General features: G+C 72.9%; 16 protein-coding genes and 4 pseudogenes. 8 read left to right on the top strand and 12 right to left on the bottom strand.

Features of this window, described 5'->3' with window-relative positions:
• Positions 1-113: 113 nt before the first annotated feature.
• The 4 genes from D6270_RS08700 to D6270_RS08685 form a co-directional block, all read right to left on the bottom strand.
• Positions 114-1,391: an MFS transporter gene (locus D6270_RS08700; RefSeq protein ID WP_109165939.1), complete on the bottom strand. Its 1,278-nt coding sequence runs from the start codon at positions 1,389-1,391 to the stop codon at positions 114-116.
• Between the two features lies 1 nt (position 1,392).
• Positions 1,393-3,060 carry a condensation domain-containing protein gene (locus tag D6270_RS08695; protein WP_225977030.1) on the bottom strand — a complete coding sequence of 556 codons (1,668 nt, stop codon included), beginning with the start codon at positions 3,058-3,060 and terminating at the stop codon, positions 1,393-1,395.
• A 94-nt stretch (positions 3,061-3,154) separates the two neighbouring features.
• Positions 3,155-4,465 (bottom strand): DUF6271 family protein, encoded by a 1,311-nt coding sequence (locus D6270_RS08690; protein ID WP_109165941.1) that lies wholly within the window; start codon positions 4,463-4,465, stop codon positions 3,155-3,157.
• Positions 4,447-5,535 carry a phytanoyl-CoA dioxygenase family protein gene (locus D6270_RS08685; RefSeq protein ID WP_204117223.1) on the bottom strand — a complete coding sequence of 363 codons (1,089 nt, stop codon included), beginning with the start codon at positions 5,533-5,535 and terminating at the stop codon, positions 4,447-4,449. Before D6270_RS08685 ends, D6270_RS08690 begins: the two co-directional genes overlap by 19 nt.
• Before the next feature lie 428 nt (positions 5,536-5,963).
• Here D6270_RS08685 and D6270_RS08680 point away from each other — a divergent pair.
• The 3 genes and pseudogenes from D6270_RS08680 (at position 5,964) to D6270_RS08670 (ending at position 7,896) form a co-directional block, all read left to right on the top strand.
• Positions 5,964-6,820: pseudogene (locus tag D6270_RS08680) on the top strand (hypothetical protein).
• A 121-nt stretch (positions 6,821-6,941) separates the two neighbouring features.
• Positions 6,942-7,193 carry an acetyl xylan esterase gene (locus D6270_RS08675; RefSeq protein WP_109165944.1) on the top strand — a complete coding sequence of 84 codons (252 nt, stop codon included), beginning with the start codon at positions 6,942-6,944 and terminating at the stop codon, positions 7,191-7,193.
• A 10-nt stretch (positions 7,194-7,203) separates the two neighbouring features.
• A complete protein-coding gene (locus D6270_RS08670) occupies positions 7,204-7,896 on the top strand; it encodes a 4'-phosphopantetheinyl transferase family protein (RefSeq protein WP_225976796.1) in 693 nt (230 codons plus the stop codon).
• Here D6270_RS08670 and D6270_RS08665 read toward each other — a convergent pair.
• The gene (locus D6270_RS08665) at positions 7,835-8,161 is read right to left on the bottom strand and encodes a hypothetical protein (protein WP_225976795.1); all 327 of its coding nucleotides are present in this window, start codon (positions 8,159-8,161) and stop codon (positions 7,835-7,837) included. The two genes, D6270_RS08670 and D6270_RS08665, sit on opposite strands and share 62 nt — an antisense overlap.
• Positions 8,149-8,796, bottom strand: coding sequence for a TetR family transcriptional regulator (locus tag D6270_RS08660; RefSeq protein ID WP_109165945.1), 648 nt, complete (start codon positions 8,794-8,796; stop codon positions 8,149-8,151). The genes D6270_RS08665 and D6270_RS08660 overlap by 13 nt, the downstream gene beginning before the upstream one ends.
• Positions 8,797-9,067: 271 nt before the next feature.
• Between D6270_RS08660 and D6270_RS08655 the strand changes: the two are divergent.
• The 3 genes and pseudogenes from D6270_RS08655 to D6270_RS08645 all read left to right on the top strand — a co-directional run bounded on the left by D6270_RS08655 (position 9,068) and on the right by D6270_RS08645 (position 12,263).
• Positions 9,068-10,389: pseudogene (locus D6270_RS08655) on the top strand (glycosyltransferase family 4 protein).
• Positions 10,390-10,462: 73 nt separating this feature from the next.
• Positions 10,463-11,194, top strand: a complete 732-nt coding sequence (locus D6270_RS08650; protein ID WP_109165947.1) for a class I SAM-dependent methyltransferase — start codon at positions 10,463-10,465, stop codon at positions 11,192-11,194.
• Positions 11,191-12,263: pseudogene (locus D6270_RS08645) on the top strand (prenyltransferase). Before D6270_RS08650 ends, D6270_RS08645 begins: the two are co-directional and overlap by 4 nt.
• A gap of 37 nt (positions 12,264-12,300) precedes the next feature.
• On the opposite strand, the gene D6270_RS08640 reads toward D6270_RS08645, so the two are convergent.
• Positions 12,301-12,594, bottom strand: a complete 294-nt coding sequence (locus D6270_RS08640) for a hypothetical protein (protein WP_015608233.1) — start codon at positions 12,592-12,594, stop codon at positions 12,301-12,303.
• A gap of 138 nt (positions 12,595-12,732) precedes the next feature.
• On the opposite strand from D6270_RS08640, the gene D6270_RS08635 reads away from it, so the two are divergent.
• Together D6270_RS08635 and D6270_RS08630 are read left to right on the top strand one after the other, a co-directional pair.
• Positions 12,733-13,323, top strand: a complete 591-nt coding sequence (locus D6270_RS08635) for a hypothetical protein (RefSeq protein ID WP_109165949.1) — start codon at positions 12,733-12,735, stop codon at positions 13,321-13,323.
• Positions 13,324-13,399: 76 nt separating this feature from the next.
• The gene (locus D6270_RS08630; RefSeq protein ID WP_109165950.1) at positions 13,400-14,179 is read left to right on the top strand and encodes a maleylpyruvate isomerase family mycothiol-dependent enzyme; all 780 of its coding nucleotides are present in this window, start codon (positions 13,400-13,402) and stop codon (positions 14,177-14,179) included.
• A 10-nt stretch (positions 14,180-14,189) separates the two neighbouring features.
• On the opposite strand, the gene D6270_RS08625 is transcribed toward D6270_RS08630, so the two are convergent.
• The 5 genes and pseudogenes from D6270_RS08625 to D6270_RS08605 all read right to left on the bottom strand — a co-directional run bounded on the left by D6270_RS08625 (position 14,190) and on the right by D6270_RS08605 (position 19,571).
• On the bottom strand, positions 14,190-15,200 hold the full coding sequence (locus D6270_RS08625; RefSeq protein ID WP_109165951.1) for an LLM class F420-dependent oxidoreductase: 1,011 nt from the start codon (positions 15,198-15,200) through the stop codon (positions 14,190-14,192).
• A gap of 132 nt (positions 15,201-15,332) precedes the next feature.
• Positions 15,333-16,145, bottom strand: coding sequence for a DUF5336 domain-containing protein (locus D6270_RS08620; RefSeq protein ID WP_225976794.1), 813 nt, complete (start codon positions 16,143-16,145; stop codon positions 15,333-15,335).
• Between the two features lie 275 nt (positions 16,146-16,420).
• Positions 16,421-17,324, bottom strand: a pseudogene (locus D6270_RS08615) (N-acetylmuramoyl-L-alanine amidase).
• A gap of 43 nt (positions 17,325-17,367) precedes the next feature.
• On the bottom strand, positions 17,368-17,955 hold the full coding sequence (locus tag D6270_RS08610; RefSeq protein ID WP_202418483.1) for a class I SAM-dependent methyltransferase: 588 nt from the start codon (positions 17,953-17,955) through the stop codon (positions 17,368-17,370).
• 56 nt (positions 17,956-18,011) lie between these two features.
• Complete coding sequence (locus tag D6270_RS08605; protein WP_109165955.1) at positions 18,012-19,571, bottom strand: MFS transporter; 1,560 nt, start codon at positions 19,569-19,571, stop codon at positions 18,012-18,014.
• Positions 19,572-19,699 lie beyond the last annotated feature (128 nt).

The following is a 19,699-nucleotide window of genomic DNA, read 5'->3' as shown; positions in this document are numbered from 1 at the left end:
GGTACGCCGGAACGCGGCCGTCCGGCCGTCCGGCCGACGGGAGCCGGGCGACCCCCGCCGGGCGACCTCCCACCTGGCGGCTCCGGCCGAGCGCGACGCCCCGTTCCGCCGGCTCAGAGCGCCGGCTCGCCCTCCGCCTTGCGAAGGAGGGTATCCGGTGCCCGCCGCAGCGCGCGGATGGCCGGGACGCTGAGCATGACGGCCAGCAGGACGCACGACATGACCGAGGAGAAGATCAGCACCTCGTTCGCGCCGAACATGTCGGCCGCCGGGCCGGCCAGCGCGCGACCGAGCGGGATGACCATGATGGAACCGGCGACGTCATAGGCGGAGACGCGGCTCAGGACCGTCAGCGGGATGTGCGACTGGACGCTCGTCGCCCACATGACGCCCCAGAAGGCGAAGCCGTACCCCGCGATGACATGGGCGATCGCCGTGGCCTCGAAGGACCACTCCAGCGCCGGGGCCAAGGGGTTGAGCGCGAAGCAGAGCATGGCCAGGGCGCCCGCGACGAGGGGGCGCCGCGGGCGGACCCGCATCCCGATCAGGCCGCCGATGATCGTGCCCGCGCCGTCGGCGGAGGCGATCCAGCCGTAGCCGTTCGCCCCGTGCTGCTCGATCATCAGCGCCGCACCCAGCGGAAGCGCGGGGCCGAACACGAACAGGCCGTAGACGGACCAGACCGCGATGACGCCCCACAGCCACTGACGGGACCGGAACTCCTGCCACCCGGTCGCGAGCCTGCGCCACATCGGCGCGTCGCCCTCGTCCCGCTCCGTGTGCAGCTTCCGCAGGGGCAGCAGCACCGCCGCGCTGAGGGCGTAGGCCGCCGCGATGACCAGGTACGACCCCGAGACCTGCCAGTACGCGACGAGCAGACCCGCGAGGCCGGGGCCCAGCAGGGTGCTCAGGGCCTCGGATATGCGCAGCAGCGCGTTGGCCTTCTGGATGTCCTTCGCCACCCGGGGGACCATGCTCGCCATCCCGGGCTGGAACATCGCCGTGGCGGCCCCGCTCAGCGCCATCAGCCCCATGATCTGCCACAGGGGCACGCTGTCCGAGGAGAAGAGCAGCACGGCCATCGTGAGCATGGCCGCCATCCGCGCCACGTCGGCGCAGATCATCATCACCTGCGGGGTGAAGCGGTCGGCCAGCACCCCGCCGAAGAGCACCAGCAGCACGATCGGGGTCATCCACGCGGCCAGCGCGTACCCGACGCCGCTCGCTCCGTGGCCCGCTCCCAGGACGGCTGTGGTGAGGGAGACCATGAGCATGCCGTCGGCCAGGAGCGAGGCGCTGCGGGCGGTGAAGAACAGCCGGAACCGGCCCGACCGCCAAGGACTGGGCAGCGGGTCCGGCTTCTGCTGGAGGGTCGTGTCGTCAACGCTCATGTCACACCTGCCGGCCGCGGCCGGTCCCTTCTTCGATGGTCTTCGTCCGACGCCAGGCACCGCTCCGGTCCGGGTCGGCCGGCGGGTCCGTGACGAGCACATAGCGGCCCGGCGCGAGGACGCCCGACCCGGCGGCGGGGATCAGGGCCGTCAGCGCCCGGTGGGCATCGGCGGGCGTCAACGGGGCGTCGCCGCGGGCGATGTAGGCCGTGAGGCCCGGTCCCGCGCCGTCCGCGTCCTCCGGTTCCGGCTCCTCGGCCACGTGCACCGGCAGCCCGCCCACCGCCTGGCCCAGGGCGTCCCGCACGGCCTCGGGCGAGACCCAGCAGCCGTCCAGCCGCAGCCATTCGGGGCCGCGTTCGGCGGGGCGGACCCCCGTCACCTCTGTCAGCGCCGCCATCGGCACGTCCCCGTCGGCCGCCGCCTCCAGCAACAGGACCAGCCCGGAGAGGAAGCCCTCCGCCTCCTCGGGGGTGAAGAGGGAGGGGGCGGCCCAGAGGGAGATGTGGAGCTCGGGGGCGGTCCGGTAGGTGAAGGCGAGCAGCCGGGTCGGCAGCGCCTGGGGCGGGCCCCATGTCAGCTCGTGCTCGACGGCGTCGTGGTCCTGCGTGTCGGTGCCCAGGAGCGGGGCGGGCAGTGCGCTCACGTCGTTGAAGACGACGTCCCGGCCGAAGTGGCTGCCGCGCTCGGCGGTGACCCGGCCGATCATCTCCCACAGGCGTACGGAGTCGAACTGGCTGTGCCGGTAGGCGTTGAGCACCGCGCCCCAGGTCCGGGCTACCAGGGCGTCGAAGGCCGGTACCCCGGTGTCCAGGTGGAGCAGCGCGTCCTGGGCGGTGGTGGTCACCGAACGGGCGACCCGGGGGTGGAACCGGTTGGCGGTGGGGACGGCGGTGACACAGCTGTCCTGGCCCGCCCGGTGGGCCACCAGGGCGCACCAGGCGGCCATCAGTACGGTTGCCTCGGGGTGCCCGGTGCGGCGGGCCGCTTCCGCGAGCGCCCGGCCGCCCCGGCGGGAGCGCAGCGTCAGCTGCCGGGCCTCCTCGTCAATTCCCGGGCGCCTGCCGCGCGGCTCGGCGAACATCTCCTGCGGACCGCTGCGGATGATCCGCTCCCAGTACCGCAGGGACGCCTCCGGCTTCCGCAGTCCGGCCGGGGAGGCCTCCACCGCGGCCAGGTCGACCGGGGGCAGGGAGGCGAGTTCGGGCAGCTCCTTGCCCGCGAGCAGTTCGCCGAACTCCTCCCGCAGGATGGCCAACGCGCTGCCGTCCGCCACCGCGTGGCTGCACGCCAGCGCCGCGTAGGCCGGCGCACCGGCCACGGTGAGCAGCGTGATCCGCAGCGGGAACTCCCGGTCCAGCGCGTAGCGCCCGGCCCGTGCCGCCCGCGCCACCGACTCGGCGTACTCCGCAGGGTCTCCGGGGAGTTCGGTGTGGTCGAGGACGGTCACCGTGAACGTGCCCTCCGCCGCCACGGCCTGCTCGACCGGCGCGGCCCCCGGCGGGTGCGGGAAGGTGGTGCGCAGCCCCTCGTGCCGTACGGCCAGGGCGCGCAGGGCGTCGGTCACGGCCTCCAGGGCGGTGCCCTCGGGGACCGGCCACACGTCGTGGATGTTGATGTGGGTGGGGTCGTCCCGCAGGATGCAGCGGATCATGTTGGCCTGGCCCATGGTGATCGGGCCGCGGCGCTCCTGGCCGCCCGTGTAGGCGACGGTGAGGGTACGCGGGGGGATCGGGTGCACGGTGTCCTCGGGGCGGGGGAGTTCATCGGTTCACGGACAGGCCCGCGTCGGCGCAGGCGCGGGTCAGCGCCGGCCAGTGGTCCAGCAGGAAGGCGAAGTCGGCCATGCCGTCGCGTACCTCGGCCGGCAGGCTCTCGCGGCGGGCGGCCAGGGCGTCGGCGACCTCCGCGTACCGGCCGCCCAGGCGCCGGTAGGCACGCTCCACGCCGTCGAGGCGCCGGGTGTCCTCCTCCGGGTCCCGCGCCAGGCTGTCCCGGACGAACTGCGCGACCAGGGCGGTCCGCAGCCGGTGCTCCCCGTCCAGCAGGGCGTCCCCGGCGGCCTTGGTCCGGGCGTGCACGTCGTTGAGGTAGGCCTTCGCCAGCAGGAACCGGGCGAAGCGCAGCTGGTAGGCGAGGAACCCCGCGTCCGTACGCCGTTCCTCCGTATGGAAGTTGACGATGTGCCGGTTGTGCTCGACGCCGGGCAGCCGGGCGTCGTGGGCCAGGCCGAGCAGGAAGTAGTCGGTGCCGATGGTGTCCGTGGCGGGGGGCAGCGGGACCCGGCGGTAGACCTCGTGGTCCAGCGCGATGTTGCACATGTCCACCCGCGTCGGGCTGACGGGTGCGAGGAGGGTGCGGTCGCCGTCGAAGGCGGTGTCCCCGGCACCCCGGAAGGACTCCTCGACCAGATGGCCGCGCCAGATCGCGGGACAGTCGTCGGGGATCGAGAGGCCGACCAGCTCGCGGTAGACGTCCGGGTCGCGGCCGTGGATCTCCGCGATGTCCACCGACATCTCCCCCACGAAGGAGCCGCCGACGACCGCCACCGGACGGTCACCGGTCCCGGGCGCGATCCGGTGGCGGGTGGCCGGCTCCTTCACCTCGTCGGCGGCCCGGCCCAGGAAGGCGAGTTCCTGGTGGAGGGGGAAGACGGGGCGGCCGTCGAAGGTCTGGTAGCGGCTGTCGGAGTCCCGGCGGTGCACCGAGGTGCAGCCGAGCGCCTGGGCGATGAGGAACGCCCGGTCGGTGCAGGAGCCGTAGGAGACCCGGGAGGGCAGCAGCAGCTCCAGCAGCCGGTCCGGGTCGGCGGTCCCCGACCGGCCGATCGCCTCGCGCAGGATGCCGCGCTGACCGTCCTCGTCCAGGTGGTGGACGGCGACCCCGGGCGCCGGGGGCAGCGCGGCCACCGCCGCCCGGTGGGCGGCGAGCACCGGCGGGGGAGAGGAGTCCAGCACGAGGAACCGCACCTCGACGCCGAACTCCGCCGCCCCGTAGGCCGCTTCCTCGGCGACCGCCGCGATGGTGGCGGCGCACTCCCGGTGGGTGGGCAGGGTCAGGCAGATACGGCGCACGAAGGCTCCTCGGTCCCCGTGGCGGGCGCCGTGTCCTCGACCGGGTCCTGCCACGAGGCGAGCCCCAGCAGCCGGCTGCCCAGTGCGTTCAGCTCGGCCGTGGGGTAGCGCTTGGACTCGTGCAGCACCGGATCGCCGACCAGGGTGCGGTTCCAGCGCGGGGTGCGCAGGTGCCTCCAGGACTCGACCCGCGACTTCCGCAGCCGCTCGTGCTCCTCCAGCGCGGGCATCATCGACAGGTACTGCACGGCCCGTACGCCGCTCTCGGAGAGGTTGCGCGCCACGCCGTGGGCCAGCAGGCCGTTCCAGATCAGCAGGTCACCGGGGCGCAGATCCGGCCGTACGACGGGGAGTTCGTCCCGGTCGATGGCCGGACGCAGCGGGTCGCGGTCCTCGGGCTGGCCCACCTTCCAGGTCTCGAACTGCCGGAACAGCTCCGGGCAGCACTGGAAGCCGCCGGTCTCCGGCCGGGTGTCGTTGAGCGCGATGATGCCCTGCACCCGCTGCGGCGGCACGCCGATCGTGGTGTCGATGTCCCAGTGCAACTCGATGTCGAAACCCCGGTCGGTGGGGTCGATCAGCGCCCGGTCCCGGATGCCCCGGTTGGGCGGGTTGAGGTTGAGCCGGTCCAGGGTGACCCACAGCTCCTCGCAGTCCCAGACGTCGACGAAGGCGTCGTACACCCGCTGGGACTGCCGGTTGTCCCACAGCAGTTGGTGGTGGTACGCCTCGACGAAGCCGTAGATGAGCAGCTGCTGGTCCAGCTCGGAGCGCAGCGGCCGCTCCTCGTACCAGCTCTCCGGACGCCCGGGGTCCAGGCCCTGGAAGTCCCAGGTGAAGTCGAGCAGCCGGCCGGCGACCGCGGCGGGGACGGCTTCCCGGACGATGACGTAGCCGTAGGTCTGCCAGTGGGCGAAGTCCTCCTCGGAGAGGACTCTCAGCGGCCGGGACTTCTTCAGCTCCCGCAGGGTCGTCTGGGCCAGGTACGACTCACCGTCCGCGCTGAAGTACGGGATGTCCGAGGCGGCGCGGTGCAGGCGCGGCCGACGGCGAGGGGTGGGGGTCGTCATGGGGTTCATGGCAGGTTCTTCTCCTCGGCCGGCCTGTGCGGCGGCCCCGGGGAGGGGGCGCCGTGGTCGGCAGGACAGGTTGCAGCGCCGTGGCGGGAGGAGCCGTGACCACGTCGATCAGCAGGATTGGTCCAGACCGCCCGAACTGTCAAGTGCCATGCACATATGGGGATATGGGATGCGCTTATGCGTCTGCCCGGCCATGGATCGATACCTGGCGTTCGGTATTTTTGGTCTAGACAACAGGAGAGCGACAGGCCTACTGTCCACAGGTGCGGTCGGCGACGCGACGGGCCGTCGGCCCGCCCTTTCGCCTGCACTCCGACCGGTGACGGCCCCGCCCGGAAGGCCGGCGCCACGGCGGCGCGATCCCTTCGTCCCTGTGGGGTGCCCCGATCGCCGGCCTCCACCGAGAAAGACGCGGTTTCATGAACACATCCAGCATCACGGCCCTGCCGGGCATCGAGCTGAAGAGCCCCGGTGCCGGGCTGATCACGCTGGACCCGGTCCGCACCGCACTGCTGCGGGGCCTGGACGAGCTGCTGACCGGCCTGGCCGCGCGGCTCGCCGCCCCGAGGTCGTGGGGCCGCCGCTCCTGTCCGCCGAGGGGCTGGCGCGGCTGGACTTCTTCCGGAACTTCCCCCATCTCGGCGTCTCCGCCGGAAAGTTCGGCCCCGACACGCTGGACGGCCTGGCATCGGGCGGCTCGCCGCAGGGCCTCCCGCTGGACCCGACCGGCCACCTGCTGCCGTCCGCGACCTGTTACGGCCTGCTGCTCTCCCTGGAGGGCCAGGACGTCGGCGAGGACGGGCTGCGGCTCTCGGCGGTCGGCCGCTGCTTCCGCAACGAGACCCACTACGACGGACTCCGCCGCCTGTGGGGCTTCCACATGCGTGAGGTGATCTACCTGGGCACCAAGGACGGTGCGAGCGAACACCAGGAGCGCGGCGGGGAGTTCATCCAGGAGGTGGCCGGACGGCTGGGGCTGGACCTGACCCGGGCGGCCGCCGACGACCCGTTCTACGACAACGGCGGATCGCGCGCCCGCCTGATGGCCCTGGACCCGGTGAAGTTCGAGTACAGCGCCCCCGACGGCACGGCCATCGCCTCCGTGAACCGCCACCGCAACTTCTTCGGCGAGCGGCTGGGCATCGGCGCGGGCTCCCACGGGCCCGCGTACAGCTCCTGCGTGGCCTTCGGGATGGAGCGCTGGGTCCACGCGATGATCCTCGCCCACGGCTCCGCCGAGCAGGCTCTGGAGCGGCTCCGCGCCGCCGGATCCTGACGTCGGCCGCTCCGGCGGCCGACGACGCGACACCACCGGCCTCCACGGCCACTGCCGGGATTCCCGAAGTCACCAGTACCGCCGCCCCGGCCGGCGGAACAGCAAGAGGAGCGATCTCCCCATGGAACAAGTCATCGCGTGGCTCCACGAGAAGAACCCCGGACTCGACGGCCCCATCGCCGCCGACGAGGACCTCATCGAGGCCCGCCTCATCGATTCGATGGACTTCCTGGAGTTCATCGATCTCCTGGAGGAGATATCGGGCGCCACCATCGACCTCCAGGAGGTCACCATCGACGACTTCCGCACCCTCACGCGCGTCGGCGAGCGCTTCCTCGGCTCCGCCGGTCTCGCGGAGGCGGCGGCGGAGTGAGCGGCCGACGGTGACCCGCCCGCCTGCGCCGTACGGGCAGGACCCGGCCACCGTCGTCCTGGTGGCCACCACCGCGGAGGTGCTGTCCTGCCGGGAGGTGGACGAGGCCATGCTGGCCCCGTGGGAACGCCGTCGGCTGGCGGGCATCCGGGTGCCGGCCCGGCGCGACGACGTGGTGGCGGCCCGGCTGCTGCTGCGGCTGGCCGTCTCCCGGGCCACCGGGCTGCCGCCCGGGGAGGCGGAGCCGGCCCAGCGCTGCCCCGGCTGCGGTCAGGAGGGGCACGGGCGGCCGTACCTCCCGGGCCGCCCCGGCCTGGGCGTCAGCTACAGCCACGCCGACGGTCTGGTGGCGGCGGTGGCCGGGCCCGCGCCGGTCGGCATCGACGTGGAGCCGCTGACCCGGCGGCCGGGGCCCCTGTCCGTCCTGCGGCTGCTGCTGCCCGCGGCCGACGTGGAGGCCGCCTGCGCCGAGCCGGACCCCGGCCCCGCACTGCTGCGGCTGTGGGTCCGCCGCGAGGCCCGGTTCAAGGCCGGGGCCGACGACGTACGGCTGACCTCGTGGACGGACCGGCGGCGTGCGGCCGTGGTGGCCCTCGCCTGCCCGGTCCCCTCCCCGGCGTCGCTCGCCGGCGGGGAGCCCCTCAGCCCTGATCCGGACGGGCCCCGGCAGGGCTGTCCCGCCGCCTCGGCAGCGACTGGCTGACGAGCAGCAGGAGCATCCCGCCGAGCAGCAGCGCGTTCCCGCCGGCGGAGCGGGCCTGAGGGGAAGGGCTCGGCAGGGCCCCGAAGTACGTGAGGCTCTGCACGGCCAGGGTGGCGCCCATGAGCAGGACGCCGCATCCGTGAAGCCGGGGCCTCGTCACATGGCGGCGCGCGGTGGGCACGATCCAGCCTGTCCGGAGCGCGGCCGTCCCCATGGCGATCATCAGCAACCCCAGGAGCAGTCCTGCTCCCACTACCCACGCCATGGGGCCGATCCGCTCTCCTCGGTCAGGTCGATCAGGCGGCAGACCGTCTCGATGTCGATCTTGACCTGGGCGATCGACGCCCGGCCCGACAGCCAGGTGATCAGCGCCGAGTGCCAGGTGTGCTCGATGACCCGGACCGCCGAGAGCTGCTCCGGCGTCGGGTGCTCCAGGCCCATCGCGTCCAGGATGATCGCCGTCGTGAGGCGGGAGACCGTGTCCACCTCGGGGCTCACGCTGCGGTCCGCGAAGGTCAGGGCGCGGACCATGGCGTCCGCCAGGTGCGGTTCGCGCTGGAGGGCGCGGAAGGCGCGCATCAGCGTCTCGGCGACCCGCTGGGCCGCGTCGTCCCCGGCCGGGGGGCGCTTGCGGAGCGTGGTGTGCATGTGCTGGAGCTGGTCCTGCATGGTGGCGACCAGCAGGTGGATCTTGGAGGGGAAGTAGCGGTAGAGGGTGCCCAGGGCGACCCCGGCCGCCTCCGCCACCTCGCGCATCTGCACCGCCTCGAACCCGCCACGGCTGGCGAGTTGGGCGCTGGCGTGCAGGATGCGGCGGCGGCGGGCCTCCTGCCGCTCGGTGAGCGGCGGTGTCGCGCGGTCCGTCGGCGGCTGCGCCACCGGTCTGGCGTCCGCGGTCATGCCGCCCCCCTCCGCGATCCGTGAGTGGTCATGCTGTCCCCGTTCACGTTCCATGGCGTTGATCCCGCGCCCGGGCCGACGTACCGAATGCGTCCGGGCGCGCACAGCATGCCAGGGCGCCCGCCGTGGCGCGAATCACCTGTTCCGGACCTCACACCGTCGCTACCTGCCGGTAGATTCGATGCACGTCGAACGATGAAGTCTGGAACTTGTTCTAGATTAGCGCTACCGGTTACGCTCCGGCGAACACGCAGTCAGAAGGGGGCCGAGTGTGACCGCTGAGGCCATAGAGACGAGTCCCCGCACGGGCGACAGCAGCTCCTCCGACGGGGCCGGTGACCGGCCGCTGCGCATCGCGCTCCTCACGTACAAGGGCAACCCGTTCTGCGGTGGCCAGGGCGTCTACGTGCGCCACCTCGGGCGGGAGCTCGCGCGGCTGGGCCACAGCGTCGAGGTCATCGGCGCGCAGCCCTACCCCGTGCTGGACGAGGGCGTTCCGCTCACCGAGCTCCCCAGCCTCGACCTCTACCGGCAGCCCGACCCGTTCCGTACGCCGAAGTGGGGCGAGTACCGGGACTGGGTCGACCTGGCCGAGGTCGCCACCATGTGGACCGGCGGCTTCCCCGAACCGCTCACCTTCAGCCTCCGCGCCCGCCGCCATCTCCTGGCCAGGCGCGGCGAGTTCGACGTCGTCCACGACAACCAGACCCTCGGTTACGGGCTCCTCGGCGACCTCGGGGCCCCGCTCGTGACGACGATCCACCACCCCATCACCGTGGACCGCAGACTCGACCTGGCGGCCGCCACCAGCCGCCGCCGACGCGCCTCCGTACGCCGCTGGTACGCCTTCACCCGGATGCAGAAGCGCGTCGCCCGCAAGCTGGACACCGTCCTCACCGTCTCCGGCTCCTCCCGTGCCGAGATCGTCGAGGACCTCGGCGTACGCGCGGACCGGATCAGCGTCGTCCACATCGGCGCCGACACCGGCCTCTGGTCGCCCGACCCCTCGGTCGCCGAGGTGCCGGGCCGCATCGTCACCACCTCCAGCGCCGACGTCCCCCTCAAGGGCCTGGTCCACCTCGTCGACGCGCTCGCCAAGCTCCGTACGGAGAACCCCGCCGCCCACCTCGTCGTCGTCGGCAAGCGGGCCGAGGACGGGCCGGTCGCCCGGGCCATCGAGCGGCACGGGCTCACCGACGCCGTCGAGTTCGTCAAGGGCATCAGCGACGCCGAGCTGGTCGGCCTGGTGCGCAGCGCCCAGGTCTCCTGTGTGCCGTCGCTGTACGAGGGGTTCTCGCTGCCCGCCGCCGAGGCCATGGCCACCGGCACCCCCTCGTCGCCACCACCGGCGGAGCGATCCCCGAGGTCTCCGGCCGCGACGGGGAGAGCTGCCTCGCCGTGCCCCCGGGGGACGCGGACGCGCTGGCCGGGGCGCTCGCCCGGCTGCTCGCCGACCCTGAGCTGCGCGCCCGGCTGGGCGCGGCGGGCCGGGAGCGGGTACTGGCCAACTTCACCTGGGCCCGGGCGGCCGCCGGAACGGCCGAGCTGTACCGTCAGGCGATCGCCGTCCGCGAAGCCGCGGCCCGCAGGTGACGGCGATGCCGTGTCCCGGCGGCCGTAACCCGCTTTCCTGAACCCGTACCTCCGACCTCGAAGGCAGGCCCTCGTGCTGACCGTCGACTTCACCCGCTTCCCGCTCGCCGCAGGCGACCGAGTGCTCGACCTGGGCTGCGGTGCCGGCCGGCATGCCTTCGAGTGTTACCGGCGCGGCGCGCAGGTCGTCGCCCTGGACCAGAACGCCGAGGAGATCCGCGAGGTCGCCAAGTGGTTCGCGGCGATGAAGGAGGCCGGTGAGGCCCCCGAGGGTGCCACCGCCACCGCGATGGAGGGTGACGCCCTCAACCTGCCGTTCCCCGACGACTCCTTCGACGTCGTGATCATCTCCGAGGTCATGGAGCACATCCCGGACGACAAGGGCGTCCTCGCCGAGATGGTCCGGGTCCTCAAGCCAGGCGGCCGCATCGCCGTCACCGTCCCGCGCTACGGCCCCGAGAAGATCTGCTGGACCCTCTCCGACGCGTACCACGAGGTCGAGGGCGGGCACATCCGCATCTACAAGGCCGACCAGCTCCTCGCCCGCATACGCGAGGCCGGGCTCAAGCCGTACGGCACCCACCACGCCCACGCCCTGCACTCGCCCTACTGGTGGCTGAAGTGCGCCTTCGGCGTCGACAACGACAAGGCGCTGCCGGTGCGGGCGTACCACAAGCTCCTGGTCTGGGACATCATGAAGAAGCCGCTCGCCACCCGGGTCGCCGAGCAGCTGCTCAACCCGGTCGTCGGCAAGAGCTTCGTCGCGTACGCCACCAAGCCGCACCTTCCGAAGGCCGAGGCGTGAGCACTCCCGAACAGACCGAGCACCTTGTCCTTCCCGGGGTCCTGACCGCCGCCGAGGCCGCCGAGACCGTCGCCGCGCTCCTGGCCGTACAGCGCGAGGACGGGGCGCTGCCCTGGTTCCGGGGCCACCACCTCGACCCGTGGGACCACACCGAGGCCGCGATGGCGCTGGACGCGGCAGGCGAGCACGAGGCGGCGGCGCGCGCCTACGACTGGCTGGCCCGCCACCAGAACGGCGACGGTTCCTGGTACGCCGCCTACCACGACGGCGACCCGCGACAGCCGACCGACCTCAGCCGTGAGACCAACTTCTGCGCGTACGTGGCCGTCGGTGTCTGGCACCACTATCTCGCCACCGGGGACGACGCGTTCGTCGACCGGATGTGGCCCACGGTCTTCGCGGCGATCGAGTTCGTGCTCCGGCTCCAGCAGCCCGGCGGGCAGATCGGCTGGAAGCGGGAGGCGGACGGGACGGCCGTGAACGACGCGCTGCTGACCGGCTCGTCCTCCGTCCACCAGGCGCTGCGCTGTGCGCTGGCCATCGCCGAGCGGCGCGAAGAGCCGCAGCCGGACTGGGAGTTGGCGACCGGGGCGCTGGCCCACGCGATCCGCGACCACCCCGAGCGCTTCCTCGACAAGAACCGCTACTCGATGGACTGGTACTACCCGGTCCTCGGCGGCGCCGTCACCGGGGCCGAGGCCACCGCCCGTATCCAGGAGGGCTGGGACCGCTTCGTCGTCCCCGGCCTCGGGGTGCGCTGTGTGCTGCCCAACCCCTGGGTCACCGGCGGCGAGAGCTGCGAACTCGCCCTCGCCCTCTGGGTGACCGGGGAATCGGACCGGGCCCTGGAGATCCTCCAGTCGATCCAGCACCTGCGCGCCGAGGGCGGGCTGTACTGGACGGGATACGTCTTCGAGGGCAACAAGGCCTTCTGGCCCGAGGAGCTCACCACCTGGACGGCGGGCTCCCTCCTGCTGGCGGTGGCCGCACTCGGGGGGACGAGGCGACCACCGCGGTCTTCTCCGGGGAGCGGCTGCCGGTCGGCCTGGAGCCGGACTGCTGCCGGTAGCCGGTAGGCGCTGACCGTTGGTGCGGCCGGCCCGCCGTCAGCGGCGGATCCGGCCGGCGATGGCGTGCCCGATGAACAGGTAGACCACGGCCGCGAGACCGTAACCGGCCACGACCCGCGCCCATGCCGCGTCGAACGTGAACAGGTCGTACGACCAGCCCGCCAGCCAGGTGGCCGCGTCGTGCACCCACTGCACGAAGTCGTTGCCCCGGTTGGCGTCCAGCAGGTACATCAGGATCCAGAGAATGATGATGAAGGCCAGGATGTCGGCCACGACGGCGATGATCCTCGCCGCTGAACTGCTGCCAGAAGAACGGGTTCTGTAGGACATGGGGTCCTGGTTACCGCTTTACCCTCAGTGAAACCCGAATGGCGGTACCGGGTGGCGGGCCGTGCGGGGCCGGGCGAGTCTGACCGGGAGTGCCGAGGTTCGTCACTCCCCGTGACGCGCCCTGCCCGGGAGGCCGCTGTGACCCGTTCCGTACCGATCCGTCGCCCGCTGGTGGCGCTCCTGCTCGCCTGCGCCGTCCTGGTCTCCGCCACCGCGTGCGGTGACTCCGGTGATTCCGGCAGCGCGACCGGTACGGGGGTGCGCACCGGTGCGAGTGCCTCCGCGTCCGCCCCCGCCGCCAGCCCGTCCGCCTCCACCGAGAAGCAGCGGCTGGCCAAGACCCGCTTCGTGGCCAACGCGGGGCTCGCGGCCGGGGCGACGTACCAGTGGATCGTGAAGCCGTACCGGGCCGGGACCTTCAAGAAGGGGGCCGAGGGGCGCCGCTTCGCCCTCGTCAAGGCCGGGCTCGCGGGCGGGTTCGCGTACAACCGGCTCAAGGCGGCCGCGGAGAACGCCAAGGGCGACCCGCTGCTGTCGAAGGCCGTCGCCCCGCTGACGGCCGGGATCGAGTCGCTCAAGGGGATGGCCACCAAGCTCCGCGACGGGAAGGCGGGCGAGGGGGACATCGGGGCCTTCGAGAGCGTCATCGACAGCATCAAGAACGCAGGGAAGGACGCGGGCGCCGAGGTGAAGGAGAAGGTCCCCTCGACCTCGCAGCTGACCGGATAGCGGTTGCCCGGTGGCTGCCGCCCCGCGGTCGGTTATCGAGGTGACCCGCTTCCGCGGCCCGGTTAGGGTCCCGGGCATGACGCTTCTTCCGTACGGCCGTTACTGCGACGAGGTCCTGGCCCAGACCGACGCCCTGCGCGCGACGCTCAGGGGCGCGGACCTCGCCTCGACCGTCCCCACCTGCCCCGACTGGAACCTGCGGGAGCTGGCCGTGCATGTCGGCGGCGCCCACCGCTGGGTCGGCGAGATCGTGCGCGGGCGGGCCGCCGCGGACGTTCCGGAGGAGAAGGTTCCGGGGTTCGAGGGGCCCGGGACCGACGACCCGGACGCGCTGGACGGCTGGCTCGCCGATGGGGCGGCCGCCACCGTCGCCGCGCTGCGGGAGGCGGGGCCGGACGCCGAGGTGTGGACCTGGGCGTGGGAGCGGCGTACGGCGTTCTGGGCGCGGCGCATGACGCACGAGACGGCGGTGCACCGGGCGGACGCGGCGCTCGCCGCGCGGGTCCCCTACACGGTCGACCCCGAGGTGGCCGCCGACACCATCGACGAATGGCTGCGGATCGTCTCCTTCGCCCAGGAGGGCGGCGACCCGGAGGCGGACGAACTGCGTGGCGGCGGGCGCTCGTTGCACCTGCACGCCACCGACGTACCGGGTGCGGAGTGGCTGATCGAGTTCGGCGAGGACCGCTTCACCTGGCGGCACGCGCACGAGAAGGCGACGGTCGCCCTGCGCGGCCCGCTCACCGACCTGATGCTCGTCTTCAACCGCCGCCTGGAGCCGGCGAGTGAGCGGGTGGAGGTGCTCGGCGACGCGGAGCTGCTGGACTTCTGGCTGGACCGGTCGTCGTTCGGGTGAGCCCGGCCGGCTAGGCGTTCAGCTCGGCCAGCACCCGCAGCGTGTGCGGGTCCGGGGCGGTGAGCAGGAGGTCGGTCACCGGGCCCTTGCGCCACTCCGCCAGCTTCTCCGCGATCCGGGCGCGCGGGCCGATCAGGGAGATCTCGTCGGCGAAGGTGTCCGGGACCGCCTGGATCGCCTCCTCCTTGCGGCCCTGGAGGAAGAGGTCCTGGATGCGCCGGGCCTCCTCCTCGAACCCCATCCGCCCCATCAGGTCCGCGTGGAAGTTGCGGGCCGCGTGGCCCATCCCGCCGATGTAGAAGCCGAGCATCGCCTTCACCGGCAGCAGCCCCTCCGCCACGTCGTCGCAGACGTGTGCCCGGGCCATCGGGGCGATCATGAAGCCCTCGCTGAGTCCGGCGAGCGATGCCTCGTACACGTCCGTGCGGTGCGGGGACCAGTACAGCGGGAGCCAGCCGTCCGCGATCTCCACCGTCTGCGCGATGTTCTTCGGGCCCTCCGCGCCCAGCAGGATCGGCAGCGAGGACCGCAGCGGGTGCGTGATGGGCTTGAGCGGTTTGCCGAGGCCGGTGGCGTCCGGGCCGGTGTACGGGTGGGAGTGGAAGCGGCCCGCCACCTCCACCGGGCCCTGCCGGGCCAGCACGCGGCGGATCACCTCGACGTACTCGCGGGTCGCGGTGAGGGGGCTCCTCGGGAACGGGCGGCCGTACCACCCCTCCACCACCTGCGGCCCGGACAGGCCGAGGCCGAGGAGCAGCCGGCCGCCCGAGAGGTGGTCCAGGGTCAGCGCGTGCATGGCCGTGGCCGTCGGCGTACGGGCCGCCATCTGCGCGATGTCCGTACCCAGCCGGATCCGCGAGGTGTGGGCGGCGATCCAGGTCAGCGGGGTGAAGGCGTCCGAGCCCCACGCCTCCGCCGTCCACACCGAACCGTAGCCGAGCCGCTCCGCCTCCTGGGCGAGGGCGAGATGGCCGGGGTCCGGGCCGCGGCCCCAGTATCCGAGTGCCAGTCCGAGCCGCATTCCGTTGCCTCCGGTTCCGTTGCCTCCGGCCGCAGGTGACGGTCCGTCAGACGAGGAGCGTGCGGGACGGACTGTACGGCAGCGGCCCCCCGCCCGGAAGGGCGAGGGGCCGCGGGTGTCACGCGTGCGGGATCAGCCGCGCTGGATGCCCGTCGTGTCCTGGAGCACACCGCGACGGCCGTCCTGCGTCTGGGCGATGAGGCCCTGACCGCGCTGCTCCACCGCGAGGTACCAGGTGCCCGGCGCCAGCTCGGCGATCGGGTTCGGCGCGCCGTCCTCGCCGTACAGCGGGCGGGCCACCGGAACGGCGAACCAGAACGGGGTGAAGTCGCCCGCCGGAGCCGCGCCGCCCTGCGGGGCGGCCTGCTGGGCGTGGGCCTGCGCCGGGTCGGCCTGACCGGGCTGACCCGGCTGGCCACCGGTCTGCGCACCCGGGTAGCCGTAGCCCTGGCTCGGCTGGCCGCCGTAGGGCTGCTGCTGGCCGCCCGGGTAGCCGTAGCCCTGGCCGGGCTGGCCACCGTGCGGCGGCTGCACGGCCTGCGCCGGCTTCGGGGCGCCGACGAGCGGGGCCTTCAGCGCGGGAACCAGCGGGCCGGCGACCGCACCGGCGGCGAGCACGATGGCCGCCAGCAGGCCGAGGATCAGGCCGGCGCCGGCACTGTTGACGTCGATGATCGTCCAGAACGCGGTCCACAGCGCGAAGACGGTGAACGCGGCCCCGAACTGGCCGAGGTCGAGCCCGGCGACCTTACGGCCCGGCATCATGCGGCTCACGATCAACAGTGCCGCGCCGATGATTCCGGCGAGGTAGACGCTCATCAGGAGTCCGAGGGAGTCCCAGGCGTTCGTGTTGAAACGGGAGCAGTCCACACCGGCGGGGCAGTCGTAGTTGGCGAGGTTGAGGAAAGAGGCGATGAACAGCACGACCGCTGCTCCGATCACCACGCCGTCGCCTCGAGTGAGGGAGCGGATATTCACGTGAAGGTCCTTAGTCGGTCGTCTCGTCGGGGCGGTCGTCGCTGCCGCCTGTTCGGCGGGCACGGCATGAAGCTCGGGGGTGGCTCCCCATCGTACGGATGAATCTATCGTCTGACCGGGCGGGTTGTGCCCGTGCCCGCTTCTTGAACAGTTATCCCCCCAATATCCCCGCAGGCCCGCCCCTCCCGGCTGGGCCCCCGCCCCTCCCCGGCCGGGCGGACCGGGCCGTCAGGAGGTCAGGACTACCCCGTCAGGTGGTCGGCGATGCCGTCCGCCATTCCCTGGGCCGCCTTCTGGCGCCAACTCGCGTCGGTGAGCAGGGCCGCGTCCTTCGGGTCACGCATATTGCCGCATTCCACGAAGACTTTGGGCACGGTCGACAGATTCAGTCCGCCGAGATCATCGCGGGTGTCCAGTCCGGTACCGCCGCCGATGTAATTGGAAGGCGCGCTTCCGGTCGTGCGGACGAGATGCCCGGCGATACGGGCCCCGAGGTCGGCCGAACTCTTCACGATCTTCGAAGTGTCCGCCCCGCCGCCCTCCACCGCTGCGGGCAGGATCACATGGAAGCCCCGGTTGCCCACCGCCGAGCCGTCCGCGTGCACCGAGACCACCGCGTCGGCCTTCGCCTCGTTGCCGATCCGGGCCCGCTCGTCGATGCAGGGCCCGAACGGCCGGTCGTCGTCGTGCGTCAGCAGGACCCGGGCCCCCGCGCCTGGAGCAGCTCCCGCAGCCGGTGCGACACATCGAGGGTGAACAGGGCCTCCGCGTAACCGGCGTTCGTGGACGTACCGGTCGTATCGCACTCCTTGCGGCCCGTGCCGATGTCGACCTGTCGGTTGATCTCCACGGAGTGCTCACGGTTACGGGGGTTGTGGCCCGGGTCGATCACCACGGTCCGGCCGGTCAGGGGCCCTGGGGGAGCGGCTCGGTGGGGGAGGCCTTCGCGCCCGGCGTCGCGGAGACGGAACCGGAAGGAGAAGCGGAACCGGAAGCGGCGGCGTCCGTGCCCTTCCCGTTCGTCGTGTCCGGGCTCTCGCCGCCGCCGCATCCGGTGGCGGTCGTCAGGCAGAGCGCGGCCAGTGCGGAGGCCACGAGGAGCGGCCGGGCGCGGCGGGTGGGGGGAACGCTGTCGTCGTACGGCACGCGGCGATGCTATCCGTACGGGGGTGGCGTACCCGGGTACGCCTCAGACACCCGCGCCCGTGCGTCGCAGCACCCGCAGCGAGTCCGTCACGGAGACCTCGGTGAACGCGCCCGAGGCCAGCGCCCGCCGGTACACGCGGTACGGGGCCTGTCCGCCGTCGGCCGGGTCGGGGAACACGTCGTGGATCACCAGGAGGCCGCCCTCGGCGACATGCGGGGCCCAGCCCTCGTAGTCGGCGTTCGCGTGCTCGTCGGTGTGCCCGCCGTCGATGAAGACCAGGCCCAGCGGCCCGGCCCAGACGGCGGCGACCTGCGGGGAGCGGCCGACGAGCGCCACCACGTGCTCCTCCAGCCCGGCCCGGCGCAGGGTGCGGCGGAACGTCGGCAGGGTGTCCATCAGCCCGACCTCGGGGTCCACCACGCTCGGGTCGTGGTACTCCCAGCCCGGCTGCTGCTCCTCGCTGCCCCGGTGGTGGTCCACGGTGAGCGCGCCGACCCCGGCCGCCCGGGCCGCGTCGGCCAGCAGGATCGTGGAGCGGCCGCAGTACGTGCCCACCTCCAGCAGGGGCAGCCCCAGCGCCCCGGCCTCGGTGGCGGCCGCGTACAGGGCGAGCCCCTCGTGGGCCGGCATGAAGCCCTTGGCGGCCTCGAACGCGGCGAGCACTTCCGGGGAGGGCGCGGGCGCGGTCACGGGGTTCCTCCAGGTGGGACGGGTTCTGCTGACGACGGCGCCCCATCGTGCCGTACGGTCCGGGCCGCGCTTCCGGCGGGGGCGGGAGCGGGCGCCGGGGCCGCGCTGCTCGCCAGCAGCACCGGGTGGCCCGACGGCCGCTGCGAGGGCAGGAACGCCGCCAGCGCCAGGCCCACCAGCACCGCGCCCATGGCGATCAGGAACGAGATCCGGAACCCCTCCATCGACGGGACCCGGACCGAGCCCGTCGTCACCGAGGTGTTGGCCAGCACCATGCCGATGACCGCACTCGACACCGACGTACCGATGGACCGCATCAGGGTGTTGAGGCCGTTGGCCGCACCGGTCTCCGACGGGTCGACGGCGCCGATGATCAGGGCGGGCAGCGAGGAGTAGGCGAGGCCGATCCCGGCGCCCAGCACGACCGCGATCAGCACGGTCTGCCAGGCGGCGCTGAGCAGTCCGAGCCCGGCCCCGTAACCGATCGCGATGACCAGCATCCCCAGCATCAGCGTGGTCTTGGGGCCCCGGCGGGCCGAGATCCGGGCGTAGAGCGGGGCGACGAACATCATCGTCACGCCCAGTGGTGCCACGCAGAGCCCGGCGACCACCATGGACTGCCCGAGGCCGTAACCGGTCGAGGTGGGGAGCTGGAGCAGCTGCGGCAGGACCAGGGAGACCGCGTAGAAGGCGACGCCGACCATGATCGAGGCGAGGTTGGTGAGCAGCACCTCGCGGCGGGCGGTGGTGCGCAGGTCGACCAGGGGCGCCGGGGTGCGCAGTTCGAACAGGCCCCACGTCACCAGGACCGTGACGGAGGCCGCGAGCAGGCCGAGGGTGAGGGCCGAGGTCCAGCCCCAGTCGCCGCCCTTGGTGACCGGCAGGAGAAGGAGGACCAGGCCGAGCGAGAGGCCGAGGGCGCCGACGAAGTCGAAGGTCCCGGGGGCGCGGAGCGGGGGTTCGGGGACGAGCGCGTACGTCAGTGCCATCGCGAGCACGCCGAGCCCGGCCGAGCCGAGGAAGAGCGCGTGCCAGTCGGCGTGCTGGGCGACCAGCGCGGCGGCGGGCAGCGCGAGGCCGCCGCCCACCCCGATCGACGAGCTCATGAGGGCCATCGCCGAGCCGAGCTTCTCGCGCGGCAGCTCGTCGCGCATGATCCCGATGCCGAGCGGGATGGCGCCCATGGCGAAGCCCTGGAGCGCGCGCCCGGTGATCATCACGACCAGGTCGTCGGTGGACGCGCAGACCAGCGAGCCGATCACCATGACGGCGAGCGAGGCGAGCAGCATCCGGCGCTTGCCGTGGAGGTCGCCGAGCCGGCCCATGATCGGGGTCGAGACGGCGCCCGCGAGCAGGGTCGCCGTCATCACCCAGGTGGCGTTGGCCGGGTCGGTGTCCAGCAGGACCGGCAGGTCCTTGATGACCGGGACGAGCAGGGTCTGCATGACCGCGACGGTGATCCCCGCGAAGGCGAGGACCGGCACGATGGGGGCGGAGCGCGTCTTCGGCGGCTCGGGGAGCTCCCCTGCGTGCCGTATCTGTTTCGTCCGTCGCATCCGTGGGGCCTCCCGGGCAGCCGTCACCACCCGGGCTCCCCCCAAGTGTGTGCATGGTGAACGCTTCCCCGGCGCGCCCTATTCCGGTTCGGGCTCCCCATGTCCTGACGTGCCGTCAGGACTTTCGC

It is taken from the genome of Streptomyces griseus subsp. griseus (genome assembly GCF_003610995.1).
In the GTDB taxonomy this organism is placed as follows: Bacteria; Actinomycetota; Actinomycetes; order Streptomycetales; family Streptomycetaceae; genus Streptomyces.
Note: the sequence above shows the minus strand (reverse complement) of the source record. Positions and strands in the feature narration are given on the sequence as shown.